Origin of the sequence: Psychromonas sp. KJ10-10, assembly GCF_047323245.1 — a bacterium.
GTDB lineage: Bacteria > Pseudomonadota > Gammaproteobacteria > Enterobacterales > Psychromonadaceae > Psychromonas.
In genome coordinates this window covers 480,193-496,602 of the sequence record NZ_CP178826.1, presented here as the reverse complement: position 1 = coordinate 496,602, position 16,410 = coordinate 480,193, and the positions used below count along the sequence as shown (strand labels likewise).

Annotated in this window: 12 protein-coding genes and 5 pseudogenes; 6 read left to right on the top strand and 11 right to left on the bottom strand. The window is 35.4% G+C overall.

The window, feature by feature from the left end; translation table 11 throughout:
• Positions 1-29 precede the first annotated feature (29 nt).
• The 4 genes and pseudogenes from ACLKMH_RS02875 to ACLKMH_RS02860 form a co-directional block, all read right to left on the bottom strand.
• Positions 30-428 carry a hemerythrin domain-containing protein gene (locus tag ACLKMH_RS02875; protein ID WP_413700791.1) on the bottom strand — a complete coding sequence of 133 codons (399 nt, stop codon included), beginning with the start codon at positions 426-428 and terminating at the stop codon, positions 30-32.
• A 54-nt stretch (positions 429-482) separates the two neighbouring features.
• Positions 483-677: a hypothetical protein gene (locus ACLKMH_RS02870; protein WP_413700790.1), complete on the bottom strand. Its 195-nt coding sequence runs from the start codon at positions 675-677 to the stop codon at positions 483-485.
• A 12-nt stretch (positions 678-689) separates the two neighbouring features.
• A pseudogene (locus ACLKMH_RS02865) lies at positions 690-859 on the bottom strand (DUF1328 domain-containing protein).
• A 242-nt stretch (positions 860-1,101) separates the two neighbouring features.
• Positions 1,102-1,230, bottom strand: a complete 129-nt coding sequence (locus tag ACLKMH_RS02860) for a hypothetical protein (RefSeq protein ID WP_413700789.1) — start codon at positions 1,228-1,230, stop codon at positions 1,102-1,104.
• Between the two features lie 592 nt (positions 1,231-1,822).
• Between ACLKMH_RS02860 and ACLKMH_RS02855 the strand changes: the two genes are divergently transcribed.
• The 6 genes and pseudogenes from ACLKMH_RS02855 (at position 1,823) to ACLKMH_RS02830 (ending at position 9,094) form a co-directional block, all read left to right on the top strand.
• Positions 1,823-3,187, top strand: coding sequence for a PTS mannitol transporter subunit IICBA (locus ACLKMH_RS02855; protein ID WP_413700788.1), 1,365 nt, complete (start codon positions 1,823-1,825; stop codon positions 3,185-3,187).
• A 517-nt stretch (positions 3,188-3,704) separates the two neighbouring features.
• Positions 3,705-4,727: a PTS mannitol transporter subunit IICBA gene (locus tag ACLKMH_RS02850; RefSeq protein ID WP_413700787.1), complete on the top strand. Its 1,023-nt coding sequence runs from the start codon at positions 3,705-3,707 to the stop codon at positions 4,725-4,727.
• A 643-nt stretch (positions 4,728-5,370) separates the two neighbouring features.
• Positions 5,371-6,399, top strand: a complete 1,029-nt coding sequence (locus ACLKMH_RS02845; RefSeq protein WP_413700786.1) for a PTS mannitol transporter subunit IICBA — start codon at positions 5,371-5,373, stop codon at positions 6,397-6,399.
• Positions 6,374-7,282, top strand: coding sequence for a PTS sugar transporter subunit IIA (locus ACLKMH_RS02840; RefSeq protein ID WP_413700785.1), 909 nt, complete (start codon positions 6,374-6,376; stop codon positions 7,280-7,282). Before ACLKMH_RS02845 ends, ACLKMH_RS02840 begins: the two co-directional genes overlap by 26 nt.
• An 82-nt stretch (positions 7,283-7,364) precedes the next feature.
• The gene (locus ACLKMH_RS02835) at positions 7,365-8,357 is read left to right on the top strand and encodes a mannitol-1-phosphate 5-dehydrogenase (RefSeq protein WP_413700784.1); all 993 of its coding nucleotides are present in this window, start codon (positions 7,365-7,367) and stop codon (positions 8,355-8,357) included.
• A 203-nt stretch (positions 8,358-8,560) separates the two neighbouring features.
• Positions 8,561-9,094, top strand: a pseudogene (locus ACLKMH_RS02830) (MltR family transcriptional regulator).
• A 66-nt stretch (positions 9,095-9,160) separates the two neighbouring features.
• Here the strand turns inward: ACLKMH_RS02830 and hslU are convergent.
• The 7 genes and pseudogenes from hslU to uvrD form a co-directional block, all read right to left on the bottom strand.
• Positions 9,161-10,501: pseudogene (gene hslU, locus ACLKMH_RS02825) on the bottom strand (ATP-dependent protease ATPase subunit HslU).
• A gap of 89 nt (positions 10,502-10,590) precedes the next feature.
• Positions 10,591-11,064 (bottom strand): ATP-dependent protease subunit HslV, encoded by a 474-nt coding sequence (gene hslV, locus ACLKMH_RS02820; RefSeq protein ID WP_413700783.1) that lies wholly within the window; start codon positions 11,062-11,064, stop codon positions 10,591-10,593.
• Positions 11,065-11,182: 118 nt separating this feature from the next.
• On the bottom strand, positions 11,183-11,605 hold the full coding sequence (locus tag ACLKMH_RS02815) for an SPOR domain-containing protein (protein ID WP_413700782.1): 423 nt from the start codon (positions 11,603-11,605) through the stop codon (positions 11,183-11,185).
• 111 nt (positions 11,606-11,716) lie between these two features.
• Positions 11,717-13,467 (bottom strand): annotated as a pseudogene (argS, locus tag ACLKMH_RS02810) (arginine--tRNA ligase).
• A gap of 130 nt (positions 13,468-13,597) precedes the next feature.
• The gene (locus ACLKMH_RS02805) at positions 13,598-13,801 is read right to left on the bottom strand and encodes a hypothetical protein (RefSeq protein WP_413700781.1); all 204 of its coding nucleotides are present in this window, start codon (positions 13,799-13,801) and stop codon (positions 13,598-13,600) included.
• 77 nt (positions 13,802-13,878) lie between these two features.
• The gene (locus tag ACLKMH_RS02800) at positions 13,879-14,052 is read right to left on the bottom strand and encodes a hypothetical protein (RefSeq protein ID WP_413700780.1); all 174 of its coding nucleotides are present in this window, start codon (positions 14,050-14,052) and stop codon (positions 13,879-13,881) included.
• 167 nt (positions 14,053-14,219) lie between these two features.
• Positions 14,220-16,394: pseudogene (gene uvrD / locus ACLKMH_RS02795) on the bottom strand (DNA helicase II).
• Positions 16,395-16,410: the final 16 nt, after the last annotated feature.

The window sequence follows — 16,410 nt, the reverse complement described above, 5'->3', positions numbered from 1 at the left end:
ACTTTGCATTTCATTAGCATATTCCACTGCTAAAGATCTTTTTGCTGATTAGATAGTACTTTACCTGCCATTTGGAAAAAACGTTGTTCTTCTTCTTCAAGGTGATGTAATACTTTATGTTGTAAAGATTGCATAATGGTCAACCATCCCGAAGAGCTAAACTCTGTTTGGTCTAATTGTTTTATTATTTTATCAATGGAATGATGCTCTGCTATTCCATGGCGTGACATTTTAATCGTATTATCTTTCTCGATTAAAGGTGCGTAGAAGTAGCGCTCTTCAGCAATGGCATGTTGTTTCAATTCCTTTTTTAACTCTTGATAAAACTCTCTTCTTGTTGAAGAGTCCCCTGAAGTTTGTAGTAAATTTTCCATTAACATGCGTTGCTTTTCATGGCTTTCTTTTAATTTTTCAAAAATGTTATTCATAATAATCAGTCTCCTATATTTTTTAGTTATAAAAATGTCTAGATTGAGTTGATATTAGCAATCTTTATCTGTTGCATTTACTGCGTCTTTTACGCTTTCGCAACTATCTTCTATGGCATTTTGAAGATCCGTTGTTGCATCATCTATTTTCTCACCCGCTTTTTCTGCAGGGCCTTCTGAGCAGGCAGTTAAAGCAAATAATAAACTGGCAATAATGGCTGAATATTTATAATTTTTAGTATTTAACATAAGTGATACCTTCTATTTTGATTTATTGAATAAGTTGAAAATAACGGAAATGACAAATAAAAGAATAAACAGATAAAAAATAACCTGTGCTATTCCGGTCATGCGACACCTGCAATACCGCCAAAACCAAATACAGCTGAAATTAAAGCTATGATTAAAAATATTAATACCCAGCGAAGCATAAATAATTCCTTTTTAATGATGGATAATAGTTAAAGCGCTCAGTATCAACTTATTGTTTACATTACTGTTATTAATACACAGGTGTACTTTTGTAATCATTAATACTGAAGATAAGTTGATATCTTTGGTCGCTTTGTTTTTTGTTAGTGTTGATAATGGCTAATTGATTATTTAGTTTGATTATTTATAAATTAGCAATTAATTGCTTAGGTAATGCTTTGTCTGGGTATTTAAATACCCGTTAAATAAACCACTCTTTTTTCATAGACTCATCGATATAATCACCTTGCCAATTATATTGACTAGCGATTGCAAGGGTTGGCGAAGTAAGTAATAGCGTTGAAAATGCAATTGTTGTTGTGCTTTTCATTGTTATCTCCCTTTGTTGATGTGTAGTAGAGATAATGCTAGTACCATGCCAGTTTTTAAGGTGTTGTTTTTGAAGTGGTTATTTTATTTTTAACATGAAGGTATGAAGTATTTACAGGGTCATAATGTAATAATGATTGGATTTTTATTTATATTTAAAAAAGTTGTTAAATAAAAGGTTATTTAAGTTATTAATAAAATGTAACTAAATTACATGATTTTACATTTATGGCCTGTAAATATAATTGCAAGTGATCTAAATCACTTTTAATTTTTAAAAACAAAAAAGTTAATAATATATGGTGATTTAAATCACACTATCATTTCTTTTAATTGTTTTTTTAAGTGATCTAAATCACTTAAATGTTACGTTATGTTACTTTTTTGTTTAATGTAATAAAAAAACATTAAAAATATGTGCTTTAGATCGCTTGTTTTTTTATACAATAATTTTTTGTGTTGTATATCTCATATTTTTGCTGTCTCTTTTCTCTTTTGTTTTCTGTGTTAAATTCCCTGCGACCAAACAACCGAGGTAATGGTTTAACTAACCCTTATCTATATTAATCAAAAAAACAAAGCGGGAACTACTTATGATATCACCAGAAGCTAATGTCAAAATACAAAACTTTGGGCGCTTTTTGTCCAATATGGTTATGCCAAATATTGGTGCTTTTATTGCGTGGGGTTTAATTACCGCGCTTTTCATCCCAACGGGTTGGGTGCCAGATGATGAGTTAGTTAAACTAGTTGGTCCTATGATCACTTATTTATTACCATTAATGATCGGTTTTACCGGTGGTAAACTAATCGGTGGTGATCGTGGTGCAGTAGTTGGTTCTATCACAACAATGGGTGTTATCGTTGGTACAGATATTCCAATGTTCATGGGTGCAATGATTGCAGGTCCTGTGGGCGGTTGGGCAATTAAGAAATTTGACCAAGCAGTTGATGGTAAAGTAAAAAGTGGTTTTGAAATGCTAGTGAACAACTTCTCAGCCGGTATTATCGGTATGATTGGTTGTATTGTTGCATTTTACCTTATTGGTCCATTCGTTACTGTATTATCTTCGGGGCTAGTCGCGGGTGTTAACACATTGGTTGAAGCAGGTTTATTACCACTAACATCAATCTTTGTTGAGCCAGCAAAAATCCTATTCTTAAACAATGCGATCAACCATGGTATTTTCTCGCCATTAGGTATCCAACAAGCAAGTGACTTTGGTCAATCAATTTTCTTCTTAATTGAAGCAAACCCAGGTCCAGGTTTAGGTTTATTACTTGCTTACATCGTATTTGGTCGCGGTACAGCGAAACAAACAGCGGGTGGTGCAACTATCATTCATTTCTTCGGTGGTATCCATGAAATTTACTTCCCGTATGTATTAATGAACCCACGTTTAATCCTTGCAGTAATTGCAGGTGGTGCAACAGGTGTATTCACATTAACGATGTTTGATGCAGGTCTTGTATCACCAGCATCACCAGGTTCAATCTTCGCGGTATTATTAATGACGCCTAAAGCATCATTAATGGGTGTGTTACTTTCAGTAGCGGCTTCAGCAACGGTTTCATTTATTGTTGCTTCATTCCTAATGAAAACACAAAAAGAAACAGGTGAAGAAACAGATTTAGAAGAAGCATCTTCTAAATTACAAGGCATGAAAAAAACAAGCAGTGCAAAAGAAGTCGCTTCAGCAAGCGCAGAGAGCATTAATGATATTGATTTATCATCAGTTAAAAAAATCATTGTAGCTTGTGATGCTGGTATGGGTTCAAGTGCAATGGGTGCTAGCTTACTTGCGAAAAAAGTAAAAGTCGCAGGCCTGTCTATTAGTGTAACTAACTGTGCAATTAACGATTTACCAGGTGATGTTGATATTGTTATTACACATAAAGATTTAACAACTCGTGCACGTAACCATGCAAGCAAATGCAGTACATTTATCGTTAACTAACTTCTTAGATAACACTATGTATAATAACTTGGTTGAAGATTTAAAATCAGCCGCTAAATAGTTTTCTTAATTTGAATACATTTAAATAAGTATATTGCTTAAATAAAGTTACCCAATCTAGTTATTAGTTTGGGTAATTTTTTTACATTTAATATTTGTCAACACACCTTCATTTTGAAATATTGTAATACTTTCAGTATATTAATAAGCTAATAGGCTTAAATAGGTAATATCTTTCTTTATTTCCTTGTTATTAAAAATATTTTTGTACGTTACCTCATAAATTTTCATCACCTTTATTCTTTTTTATTTATCCTAGATCTACACTGTATTGGTTATTGATCGTTATCTACACCAATGGAACTAAAAAGGTGATCTACCTTACTTGTTAAATCGTTATTAACTATGTTGTGAGTATTGCTGTGAGATTAACTTCTGTTGCAATTCAGCATAATAGCGCCTGATCACCTCGTTAATATATTTGCTATTATTATTAAATAAAGAGAGGGAACTTTTTATGATATCTCCAGAAATGAAGATTAAGATTCAAAATTTTGGCCGTTTTTTATCTAATATGGTCATGCCAAATATTGGCGCTTTTATTGCTTGGGGATTGATCACTGCATTATTTATTCCAACAGGTTGGATCCCAAATGATGAGTTAGTTAAATTGGTGGGTCCTATGATCACCTATTTATTACCATTAATGATTGGTTATACGGGAGGTAAATTAATTGCTGGTGAACGTGGCGCTGTAGTTGGTGCTATTACTACAATAGGTGTCATTGTAGGTACTGATATTCCTATGTTTATGGGAGCAATGATCGTAGGCCCTTTAGGGGGTTGGGCAATTAAGCAATTTGATATTGCGGTTAAAGGTAAAATTAAAACTGGTTTTGAAATGTTAGTGAATAACTTTTCTGCCGGTATTATTGGCATGATTGGGTGTATTATTGCGTTTTATTTAATAGGCCCTTTAGTGAGTTTACTCTCCAGTGGGTTAGCTGTAGGTGTTAATGCATTAGTAAATGCAGGTTTATTACCACTCACGTCAATATTTGTGGAACCTGCGAAAATTCTATTTTTGAATAATGCCATTAATCATGGGATTTTTTCACCTTTAGGCATTCAACAAGCAAATGATTACGGTCAATCAATATTCTTTTTAATTGAAGCAAATCCTGGCCCTGGTTTAGGGTTGCTACTTGCTTATATCGCCTTTGGTAAAGGCTCAACAAAACAAACTGCTGGTGGTGCAACAATCATTCATTTCTTCGGCGGTATCCATGAAATTTATTTTCCTTATATATTAATGAATCCTCGTTTAATTTTTGCTGTTATTGCTGGTGGCATGACTGGCGTTTTTACACTAACAATGTTTAATGCAGGGCTTGTTTCACCCGCTTCACCAGGCTCTATTTTTGCAGTTCTATTAATGGCGCCTAAAGCTTCTCTAGTCGGTGTTATTGTTTCGGTTATTGCCTCTTCAACGGTTTCATTTATTGTTGCTTCTTTAATGCTAAAAACACAAAAAGACTAATATTTACACCAATTCCATTAAGCTAAGTGCTCAATAAATTAGCGGAATTGGTATTTTTTAGCTATAAAGTTCAGCAATAATGCAGTGAATTAGTGCTTTTTGATTCAATTATTAACTACCTATCTACTCTTTCATTGTATTAATTTATTAAGGCTTTTTTAATAAGGAATACAGCTCTAAATTATTTATGGGGTATTTTTAACTTCAAGTTGCTTGTTTTTTATTCGTTTTGTATTGAAATTACTCAACAAGCTATTCTGTAATTAAATTACACAATAGCTTACATCTGATATTTAATGTGATCTAAATCACTTAATTATTTAGAGTATTAAATTTAATTGTCATTTAAAGTGATCTTTGTCACATTGTATTATTTTAATTTTAAAAAATAATGTGATCTATATCACCATAGTGTGTTCGTAAGTTAAGTTTTAATATTTTGTTGTAAAAAAACATAGAGCTTATGTGACATTGATCTTCTAATATCCTAATTTTCGATTTTGTTTTTTGATCTAGATCCCATATTTTTCAGCTATCTATCCTATTTTGTTATTTGTGCTAGATTTACCAAGTCTAATGAAGTAGTGGCGAAATAAAGACATTACTGCACATTAATTTTAATAACATACAGCGAGAACAACTTATGATATCACCAGAAGCTAATGTCAAAATACAGAATTTTGGACGCTTTTTGTCCAATATGGTTATGCCAAATATTGGCGCTTTTATTGCGTGGGGTTTAATTACCGCGCTTTTCATCCCAACGGGTTGGGTGCCAGATGATGAGTTAGTTAAACTAGTTGGTCCTATGATCACTTATTTATTACCATTAATGATCGGTTTTACCGGTGGTAAGCTAATCGGTGGTGATCGTGGTGCAGTAGTTGGTTCTATCACAACAATGGGTGTTATCGTTGGTACAGATATTCCAATGTTCATGGGTGCAATGATTGCAGGTCCTGTGGGCGGTTGGGCAATTAAGAAATTTGACCAAGCAGTTGATGGTAAAGTAAAAAGTGGTTTTGAAATGCTAGTGAACAACTTCTCAGCCGGTATTATCGGTATGATTGGTTGTATTGTTGCATTTTACCTTATTGGTCCATTCGTTACTGTATTATCTACTGGGCTAGTCGCGGGTGTTAACACATTGGTTGAAGCAGGTTTATTACCACTAACATCAATCTTTGTTGAGCCAGCAAAAATCCTATTCTTAAACAATGCGATCAACCATGGTATTTTCTCACCATTAGGTATCCAACAAGCAAGTGACTTTGGTCAATCAATTTTCTTCTTAATTGAAGCAAACCCAGGTCCAGGTTTAGGTTTATTGCTTGCTTACATCGTATTTGGTCGCGGTACAGCGAAACAAACAGCGGGTGGTGCAACTATCATTCATTTCTTCGGTGGTATCCATGAAATTTACTTCCCGTATGTATTAATGAACCCACGTTTAATCCTTGCAGTAATTGCAGGCGGTGCGACAGGTGTATTCACATTAACGATGTTTGATGCAGGTCTTGTATCACCAGCATCACCAGGTTCAATCTTCGCGGTATTATTAATGACACCTAAAGCATCATTAATGGGTGTGTTACTTTCAGTAGCAACTGCACGCAACGGTTTCATTCATTGTTGCTTCATTCCTAATGAAAACACAAAAAGAAACAGGTGAAGAAACAGATTTAGAAGAAGCATCTTCTAAATTACAAGGCATGAAAAAAACAAGCAGTGCTAAAGAAGAAGCACCAGCAAATGCAAAAAACCTTAAAGATATTGATTTAACAGCGGTTAAAAAAATCATTGTAGCTTGTGATGCTGGTATGGGTTCAAGTGCAATGGGTGCTAGCTTACTTGCGAAAAAAGTAAAATCAGCAGGTCTGTCTATTAGTGTAACTAACTGTGCAATTAACGATTTACCAGGTGATGTTGATATTGTTGTTACACATAAAGATTTAACAACTCGTGCACGTAACCATGCAAGAAATGCAGTACATTTATCGTTAACTAACTTCTTAGATAACACTATGTATAACAACTTGGTTGAGGAGATTGTTTCTGCTTCAACACCTGAGGTCGCTCCAGAGGTCGCTGAAGTGGTTGCTGATGATGCACAGGACAAACCTGTTTTCCAATTAGCAGAAAAGAATATTTTCTTAGGTTTAACTGCTGATAATAAACTTGATGCAATTCGTTTTGCAGGTGAGCAACTTGTAAAACTTGGTTATGCAAAAGCTGAATATGTTGATGGTATGTTTGATCGTGAAAAATTAGTATCAACTTACTTAGGTGAGTCTATTGCGGTTCCTCACGGTACTATTGTCGCTAAAGATAAAGTAATGGAAACAGGAATTGTAATCTGTCAATACAGAGATGGTCTTCAGTGGGGTGATGATGAAGATGATGTTGCTAAATTAGTTATCGGTATTGCGCCTAAAAATGATGAACATATTGCAGTTATTTCAACTATCACAAATGCTTTAGATGATGAAAGTTCAATTGAAACTCTTATCAAAAGTAACGATGTGAATGAAATATTAAATATATTAAAAGCGTAAAAGTAATGATGTCCATAGAGGGGTAACTCTCTATGGATTTATATTTATATATTTATTAAACTTATACAAGTAGGAATATGTTATGAAAGCAGTACATTTTGGAGCAGGCAACATTGGCCGTGGCTTTATTGGTAAACTATTAGCAGATGCTGGTATTAAAGTTACCTTTGCTGATGTTGATGAGAAAGTCATTAATTTACTCTCTACTTTAAACACATATAATGTCAAAGTAGTCGGAGCTGAGTGTAAAACAGAAGCTGTTTCTGGTGTTGATGCCATTAACTCAACGAGTGATGATTTAGTTTCTTTAGTCAGTGAAACAGATCTTATTACCACTGCTGTAGGACCAAATGTTTTAGTGATTATTGCTAGTAAATTAGCACAAGGTTTAGCATTACGTTTTGATGCAAACAACGAGAAATTTCTAAATATCATTGCATGTGAAAACATGATCCGAGGAACAACTTTCCTTAAAACAGAAATTTACAAACATTTAGATGAAAAATACCATGAAAAAGCAGAACGTTTAGTTGGTTTTGTTGATTCAGCGGTAGATAGAATTGTACCTCCTTCAGAATCAGATGATCCTCTAGAAGTAACAGTAGAAAGTTTCAGTGAATGGATTGTTGATGAACAACAATTTAAAGGTGAGATCCCAGTTATCGAAGGGATGACAAAAACTGATAATCTAATGGCATTTATTGAACGTAAATTATTTACTTTAAATACCGGACATATTGTAACGGCTTATTTAGGTGCTTTAGCTGGTCATGACACAATTAAAGAAGCGATTGATGATCCTATTGTTAAAGATCAAGTCAAAAAAGCTATGCAAGAAAGTGGTGAAGTATTAATTAAACGCTACGGCTTTGAACGTGATGCACATAATGCATATATTGAAAAAATATTAGGTCGTTTTGCAAATCCATATCTTCATGATGAAATTGATAGAGTTGGACGTCAACCTATACGTAAATTAAGCGTAAATGAAAGGTTTATTAAGCCATTACTTGGTACAATAGAATACGCAACAGACAACCAGATGTTGTTGAAAGGAATCGCATGCAGCTTTTAAATATAAAAATGATGATGATCCACAAGCAGTGGAACTATAAGCATCTCTAAATGATATTGGCTTACGTAAAACGCTAGCTCATTATACTGGTCTTGATGAAGATAGCCCAGAAGCTGTACAAGTAGAAAGTTTTTTTGCATTAATGGATTAATTATAAATAAGCGCTAGTTTGTAATCGCTTATTTATTTAACAGCAGTGGAATATGCCTGAAAGAATAAAAGAAAATGAAATATTAGAGTATTTAAATGCGAGTTTAACGGTTCGTGGTTTTTTTATCTCTTGCGTTGAAGTGTTTGAGCAAGTAGTTCAAACACTCATTGAGCGAATATTTTTAAAAAACGACTTTGCGGTTCAATCAGTTGTAGGACCTTTATTACATGATTCAGGTCCTCTTGGTGAATTGTCTGTACGTTTAAAACTCTTATTTGCCTTAGGTGTTATTCCGCATGCTATTTATCAAGATATCGAAGATATTGTAAAGTTAAAAAAACTATTAAGTAATGACGGTTGTGAATATAACTTTACTGATCAACTGATTGTTGAAAAGATAAAAAGTTAAATTTAGCAAAAAGTATGGGAATGGTTTCTTTTGAGCCTATTTTTGCGAGCAGATGATGATGTGGATTTGGTTTTTTATCAGATGCAACTGAACCGTCAGCAACAGGTTATTAAGTCTTCTTTAGCACTTGCGATATTAACAATATGCGAAGCATTAAATAAAGAAAGTCCTTTTTAGATAAATATTTTCAATTTAGATATTTTAACGCCAGAGCAATATTTATTGCTCTGGCGTTTTTCGTTTTTATAGGATGTAACGGCTTAGGTCTTCATTTTCTACCAATTCATCTAATGCTTTAGCAACATAAGCTTCATCGATAATAATGGACTCACCTTTACGGTCAGAAGCTTCATAGGATAATTCATCCATAATGCGTTCCATCAAAGTATGTAAGCGTCTAGCACCTATATTTTCAGTAGTTTCATTAACATGCCATGCTGATTTAGCTATTTTATTAATACCATCCTGTGTAAATTGGATAGAAACACCTTCCGTTGCTAATAGTGCCTGATACTGCTCGCTAAGCGATGCTTTAGGCTCTGTTAGGATACGAGCTAAGTCTTCTTCCTTAAGTGCTTCTAATTCTACTCTGATTGGCATACGGCCTTGTAACTCAGGTATTAAATCAGATGGTTTAGCAACTTGGAATGCACCAGAACCAATAAATAACATATGGTCTGTTTTTACCATGCCATGTTTTGTGCTAACGGTGGAGCCTTCAATTAATGGTAATAAGTCTCGTTGAACACCTTCACGTGAAACATCTGGACCACTACTATCACCACGTTTACAAATTTTGTCTATTTCATCAATAAACACAATGCCGTTATTTTCAACTGCAAAAATAGCACGTTCTTTTAGATCTTCTTGGTTGATAAGATTTGCTTGCCTGATTCTATAATCGCTTTTAGCGCATCTTTAATTTTCATTTTTCTTTTTTTAGTTTCGCTTTTACCTGATAAATTCTGGAACATACCCTGTAATTGATTGGTCATGTCTTCCATACCAGGAGGAGCCATGATCTCTACTCCTATTTGTGGGGCAGGAACATCAACTTCTATTTCTTTATCATCAAGTTTGCCTTCACGTAATTTCTTACGGAATGATTGACGTGCTTGCGCCATCTTCTATTTTGTCGTCACTTGTATCCCATTCGCCAGAGGTTTTCGCTGGTGGAATAAGAATATCTAGAATTTTATCTTCCGCTAAATCTTCAGCTCTAGTGGTAACTTTTACCATTTCCTGTTCACGAGTGATTTTAATAGCAACATCAACGAGATCACGGATAATTGTTTCTACTTCTTTACCAACATAACCTACTTCAGTAAATTTAGTTGCTTCTACTTTAATAAAAGGTGCGTTTGCAAGTTTTGCTAAACGACGTGCTATTTCAGTTTTACCAACACCTGTAGGGCCAATCATTAATATATTTTTTGGCGTTACTTCTTGACGAAAATCTTCATCTAATTGCATACGACGCCAGCGATTACGAAGTGCAATTGCAACGGCACGTTTTGCGCTACTTTGGCCTATGATATGGCGATCTAATTCATGGGTTATCTGTTTTGGAGTCAAATCTGACATTTTATTATCCTATTTATCGCTATTATTTTTCATTACTATCAAAATCGATAACTTCGATAGTTTGGTTAGCATTAGTGAATACACAGATATCACCTGCAATTGTTAATGCTTTTTCTACGATTGTCTTTGCATCTAAATCTGTATTTTCGAGTAGTGCGATGGCAGACTGATTGTGCAAAGTTACCACCAGAACCTATCGCAATAAGATCTTTTTCAGGACGAACAACATCACCGTTACCAGTAATGATGTAAGAATGGTGTTTATCTGCAACTGCTAATAATGCTTCTAACTTGCGCGACATTTTATCGGTTCGCCAATCTTTCGCGAGTTCAACAGCCGCACGTTCTAAATTACCTTGATGAGCTTGTAACTTTGCTTCAAAGCGTTCCAATAGGGTGAATGCATCTGCAGTGCCACCGGCAAAACCTGCGATTACTTTGTTGTTATATAAACGATGCACTTTACGTGCATTGCCTTTCATGACTGTATTACCGAGAGAAACTTGACCGTCACCACCCACAACCACTTGGTTACCACGGCGCACTGAAACAATAGTTGTCATTTTAATTACCTGTTCATTGATATGTATATAATAGATATAGGGGGAAGGATATAAATTTCAAGAGAACAGAAACAGAAAAGGGTAAATATCATTTACCCTTTTTAAGAAGTTACTTATTTTATCGCCAATACCATATTTGGCGACCGTTAATTTTGGCGCGTTGTAGTTTATGGCGATCTTTTTCGGCTAACCTTTTTCTTTCATAGGGGCCTAATATAACGCGATACCATGTCCCTGTTTTTTTGACGATGCTTTTTAACCCTTGGAAAGCGATTCTAGCTTTTAAAGATTCAGCATCTTCTTGTCGTTTGAAAGAACCACATTGCATTTGATATGGGCGAGTATTTTTAGGTTCTTCTGGAATATCAACAGTCACTTCTTTGCTAGGTAAAAACTCTTCGTATTGCCATTTAGGTTGAGGTTTTTCAGGTAATACCTCTTCTTTTTTTAGCGTTTGTTTTTGTACTGTTTCGACAGGAGTTGGCTTTTCAACAGCAAACATAAAATAACCAATAAAAGCACATAATAACAAAGCAGACAATAACAGCCAAATAAGGAAAACCTTGTTTTCCCTTATTTGGTTTTTTAGGTGCAGTTGGCCTTGCTTTTTTGGCTGTAGTGCTTCTTTTACGTCGACTAGGAGGTGCCATAATTACATTTGCTCTAAGGTATTAATACCTAACAATGATAAGCCCTGTTGCAGTGTTTTAGCGGTTAATGTCGCTAATTTTAAGCGACTTTGTTTTTGAGTATCCGTTTGTGCGCTTAAAATAGGGCAAGCTTCATAAAAGCTTGAAAATAGACCCGCTAATTCAAATAAGTAAGCACATAGGAAATGTGGCATACCCTGTTGACCTACTTGATTAACGATTTCATTAAATTGCATTAATTTATTGGCCAGGTCTTTTTCTTTTTCTTCCGTTAAGGAAACATTAGCTGTAATGCTATCTAAGGCGATATCAGCTTTATTGAATATGCTGATAACACGTGTGTAAGCATATAATAAATAAGGTGCAGTGTTTCCTTCAAAGCTCAACATGCTATCAAAACTAAAGGTGTAATCACTGGTACGATTTTTAGAAAGGTCTGCATATTTAACTGAGGATATACCAATCACAGAGGCAATATGACGAAGCTCTTCCTCTGGCATTTGCTGATTTTTTTCTTTTACTAATTCATAGGCACGTTGTTCTGCCTCAGTAAGTAAGTCTGATAATTTAGGTGTTGAGCCAGCTCGTGTTTTAAACGGCTTTCCATCTTCCCCCATCACAGTACCAAAAGGCATATGTTCAAGGGTAGTTTGTGGTTCAACAAACTTAGCTAAGCGAGCGACTTCAAAGACTTGTTGAAAGTGTAAACTTTGGCGTGCATCTACAAAATAAAGCGCACGATCGGCGTTTAATACTGATTGACGGTAACGAATCGCCGCTAAATCAGAGGTTGCATATAAAAAGCCACCGTCTTTTTTCTGAATAATAACAGGAAGAGGTTCACCTTCTTTATTTTTAAAACTATCCAAAAATACGCATTTAGCGCCTTGGCTTTCCTGTAAAAGAGACTGTTTATCTAAATCGCTAACTACCACAGATAGGTCTTTATCATAGGCACTTTCACCATGAATATCTTGTAAAGTTAAGCTTACACCTAAACGCTCATAGGTTTCTTGGCAGTGTGAGATACTAATGTCTTTAAATTCTTTCCATAATGCTAGGCATTCTTCATTACCATTTTGTAGTTCAACAACTAGAAAACGAGATCGATTAGCAAAATCTTCCGATTCGTCAAAGCGCCCCTTTGCTCGCACGATAAAAGACTTCTAAGTCAGAAAGGTTTTTAGAAATTTCTACATTTTGTGCGCGTAGTTTCTTCCATGTAGGCGAGTAACATACCAAACTGTGTTCCCCAATCGCCTACGTGGTTTTGGCGGATCACATTTTGACCTTGAAATTCTAAGGTACGTGTTACGGCATCACCAATAACGGTTGAGCGTAAATGTCCAACATGCATTTCTTTTGCAAGGTTAGGTGATGAGTAATCGATAACGATATTTTGTGGTGTTTTTGCTAATTCAACATTTAAACGTGGATCTGCATAAGCACTATCTATTTGTTGCTCTAGGTAATTAGGGTTGATGAAAAAATTAATAAAACCTGGACCTGCTATTTCTGTATTACTAATAAGCTCAGATTCAGGCAAGTTTTTTACAATTAACTCGGCAAGTGCACGTGGATTTTGTTTAGCTGGTTTGGCTAGCATCAAGGCAAGGTTGCTAGCGAAGTCACCGTGTGATTTATCTTTAGTGCGATCAATAACGATTCGAGGCTGAATATCCAGAGGAAGTATTTGTTGTGTTTGAAGAGAAACAATGACTTGTTCAAGTTGTTGTTGGATAAAAACTTTCATAGATAATTCACCAGTTGATAGGTACTAATAATAAAGTGGGAATTCTACAATTTATCCACGCGGAAAACTAGAGGCATTGTCTGTCTGACTCATTTGTATTATTTTTATATTTAAAATCAATTAGGTGTACTTATATATACTCAAACTCATGGCTGGCAGTAACCACTTGATGTAATGCTTCTTCTTCCTGGTTGCTGATGTTTTCTAAGGCTAACTCTGCCTCGATGGTGGGCGAGTTATAAGCGGTTGTTTGAGTTAATTCAATCAGTTGCATATCGAACTTCATTGCTAATCCAAGCACATCCTGTATCGATAAGTTCGGCTGGGTTTGCATTTTTTGGCATTTGCTCGGAAAACTTTGGTCAAAAATATTTTCTAACCAAGTCTCTAAAAGGCTAGTTGGAGCATGTTCTACATATTCATGCAGATTAAAAAAGATAATTGTTCTTTATTGCGCATGAAATTGAGTAAACCTTTTACTTTTTCATCGGTTACTTCGCGACTTAATCGTAAATAAAGATCTGCGAGTGCAAGATGACATTCTTCAATGTACACCAAGAACTCTTTTATTGGTTTAAAACCCATTATGGTCTCCATAAAAATATTGAACGACCATTAAAGCGTAGTTGCTTTTTTATTTTTTATGGGTAATTTTTAAACAAAAAAACAGAAAATATTGATTTAAATTAAACTGTCTAAAAATCCAAGGACTGCTTATTAAAATGACTTTATTAATATCATAAGCTTAGCGTTTATAAGGCTTCTAAACGGGCGTAAGCGGTCATTAACCATTTACTACCAACTTCTGAAAAGTGTACTTGTAATCGACTATTTTCACCACTTCCTTCCTGTGCAATGATAGTACCTTCACCAAATTTTACGTGTTTTACCTGTTGCCCTAGCTTAAATCCTAATACATCTTGGCTTTCACCTTTAAACGCAGAGAGGAGAGCTAACGGGTTGTTGTACACGTTTAACCTGTGCGGTTTTTCTTACAAATTGAATATCTTGCTCAGGTAGCTCGGCAATAAATCGAGAAGGGGAATGAAATTTTTCTTGGCCATATAATCGACGACTTTCGGCATGACAAATGGTGAGTTTTTTCATTGCTCGTGTCATACCTACATAACAAAGGCGTCGTTCTTCCGCGAGACGTGTTTCATCTTCAGTAGAGCGTTGTCCTGGGAACATACCTTCTTCGACACCAACCATAAACACTTGAGAAAACTCTAACCCTTTGGCGGAATGCATGGTCATCAATTGCACCGCATCTTCAAATTCATCGGCTTGGTTATCACCAGACTCTAAAGCGAGCATAGGCTAAGAAGGCGGTTAACTCATCCATTTCCTGTTCTTCTTCGGGAATAACAAAACCTTTAGTTGCCGATACGAGCTCTTGTAAGTTTTCGATACGACTACGTGATTTTTCACCCTTTTCTGCTTCGAACATGGCTTTTAAACCAGAATGGTCAATGATGTGATCTACCATTTGAAATAGAGGTAACTCAGAGGTTTCACTTTTGAAACGACTAACTAGTTCAATAAACCCACTTAAGGAGCTACGTGCACCCGCACTTAATTGTTTGTTTTCAAGTAAGTGAAGACTTGCTTGCCACATGGTGTAGCCTTGATCGCGTGCACAGAGTCGAATTTTGTCTAGTGTAGTATTACCTATTTTACGTTTTGGTTTGTTGACGATACGTTCGAAGGCGACGATCATCTTGATGATTATTCATCAGTCTAAGGTAAGCGATACTATCTTTGATTTCTAGGCGATCGAAGAAGCGTTGCCCTCCATAAATATGATAAGGCAATTGATGGGCCATAAACTGTTCTTCAAACAATCGCGATTGTGCATTACTGCGATATAAAATAGCGCAATCACAAAGTTTATTGCCTTCTCGCTCCCAGGCTTGGATCTGTGAAGTCACATAACGGGTTTCATCGTAATCATTAAAAGCACTATAAATTGCAATAGGTTGACCATCTTCGCCACTTGTCCAGAGTTCTTTACCTAAGCGATCGCTATTATTTTGAATTAACTGATTAGAGGCGTTTAGAATATGCCCTGTAGAACGATAGTTTTGCTCTAAACGAATGGTTACGGGGTTATTTTTTTCTCGTAGAAAGCGTTGGATATTTTCAACATCAGCACCACGCCAACCGTAAATTGATTGATCATCATCACCAACAATAGTAAGAAAATTATCGTTATCGGTAAGTAAATTTAGCCATGCGTATTGTAATTTGTTGGTATCTTGAAATTCGTCTACTAATACATGTTTAAAGCGATCCTGGTAATGTTTTAATAGAGCGTCATTATTAAGTAACAATTCATGGGCACGTAATAATAACTCTGCAAAATCAACTAATCCCGCCAATTGACAAGCTTCTTCGTAGGCCTGATAAACCTGTAAACGTTGTTTATCCTGTAAGCTGTAACCTGCTTCTATATGTTTGGCGCGTAATCCATCGTCTTTTTTATCATTGATATACCATTGTAGCTCTTTTGCTGGATAGTATTTTTCATCAAGGTTGAGGGTTCTAATAATACGCTTAATTATTTTCTGTTGATCATCACTGTCGATGATCTGAAATTGCTCTGGTAAATTAGCCTCTTGATAGTGCAAGCGTAATAAACGATGAGCGATACCGTGAAAGGTACCTATCCACATGCCACCAATTTGAAAGGGGCAAATGTCAGTAATACGGGCACGCATTTCTTTAGCCGCTTTATTGGTGAAGGTTACTGCTAAAATGCCATAAGTTGGGATGTTTTCTACCTGCATTAACCATGCTATGCGATGTGTTAAAACACGTGTTTTTCCACTTCCTGCGCCTGCTAATACCAGCATATTTTGCTCTGGTGCTGAAACAGTCGCACGTTGGAAGTCGTTTAAACTATCGATTAAGTAGGAAACATCCATATTATAAAAACACCTG

Bases quoted from the DNA above. Each gene is read 5' to 3' on its own strand.
- hslV (WP_413700783.1), bottom strand. From the start codon at position 11,064: ATGACAACTATTGTTTCAGTGCGCCGTGGTAACCAAGTGGTTGTGGGT.
- ACLKMH_RS02850 (WP_413700787.1), top strand. From the start codon at position 3,705: ATGATATCTCCAGAAATGAAGATTAAGATTCAAAATTTTGGCCGTTTT.
- ACLKMH_RS02800 (WP_413700780.1), bottom strand. From the start codon at position 14,052: ATGGGTTTTAAACCAATAAAAGAGTTCTTGGTGTACATTGAAGAATGT.
- ACLKMH_RS02855 (WP_413700788.1), top strand. From the start codon at position 1,823: ATGATATCACCAGAAGCTAATGTCAAAATACAAAACTTTGGGCGCTTT.
- ACLKMH_RS02840 (WP_413700785.1), top strand. From the start codon at position 6,374: ATGAAAACACAAAAAGAAACAGGTGAAGAAACAGATTTAGAAGAAGCA.
- ACLKMH_RS02835 (WP_413700784.1), top strand. From the start codon at position 7,365: ATGAAAGCAGTACATTTTGGAGCAGGCAACATTGGCCGTGGCTTTATT.
- ACLKMH_RS02845 (WP_413700786.1), top strand. From the start codon at position 5,371: ATGATATCACCAGAAGCTAATGTCAAAATACAGAATTTTGGACGCTTT.
- ACLKMH_RS02870 (WP_413700790.1), bottom strand. From the start codon at position 677: ATGTTAAATACTAAAAATTATAAATATTCAGCCATTATTGCCAGTTTA.
- ACLKMH_RS02860 (WP_413700789.1), bottom strand. From the start codon at position 1,230: ATGAAAAGCACAACAACAATTGCATTTTCAACGCTATTACTTACTTCG.
- ACLKMH_RS02875 (WP_413700791.1), bottom strand. From the start codon at position 428: ATGAATAACATTTTTGAAAAATTAAAAGAAAGCCATGAAAAGCAACGC.
- ACLKMH_RS02805 (WP_413700781.1), bottom strand. From the start codon at position 13,801: ATGCAAACCCAGCCGAACTTATCGATACAGGATGTGCTTGGATTAGCA.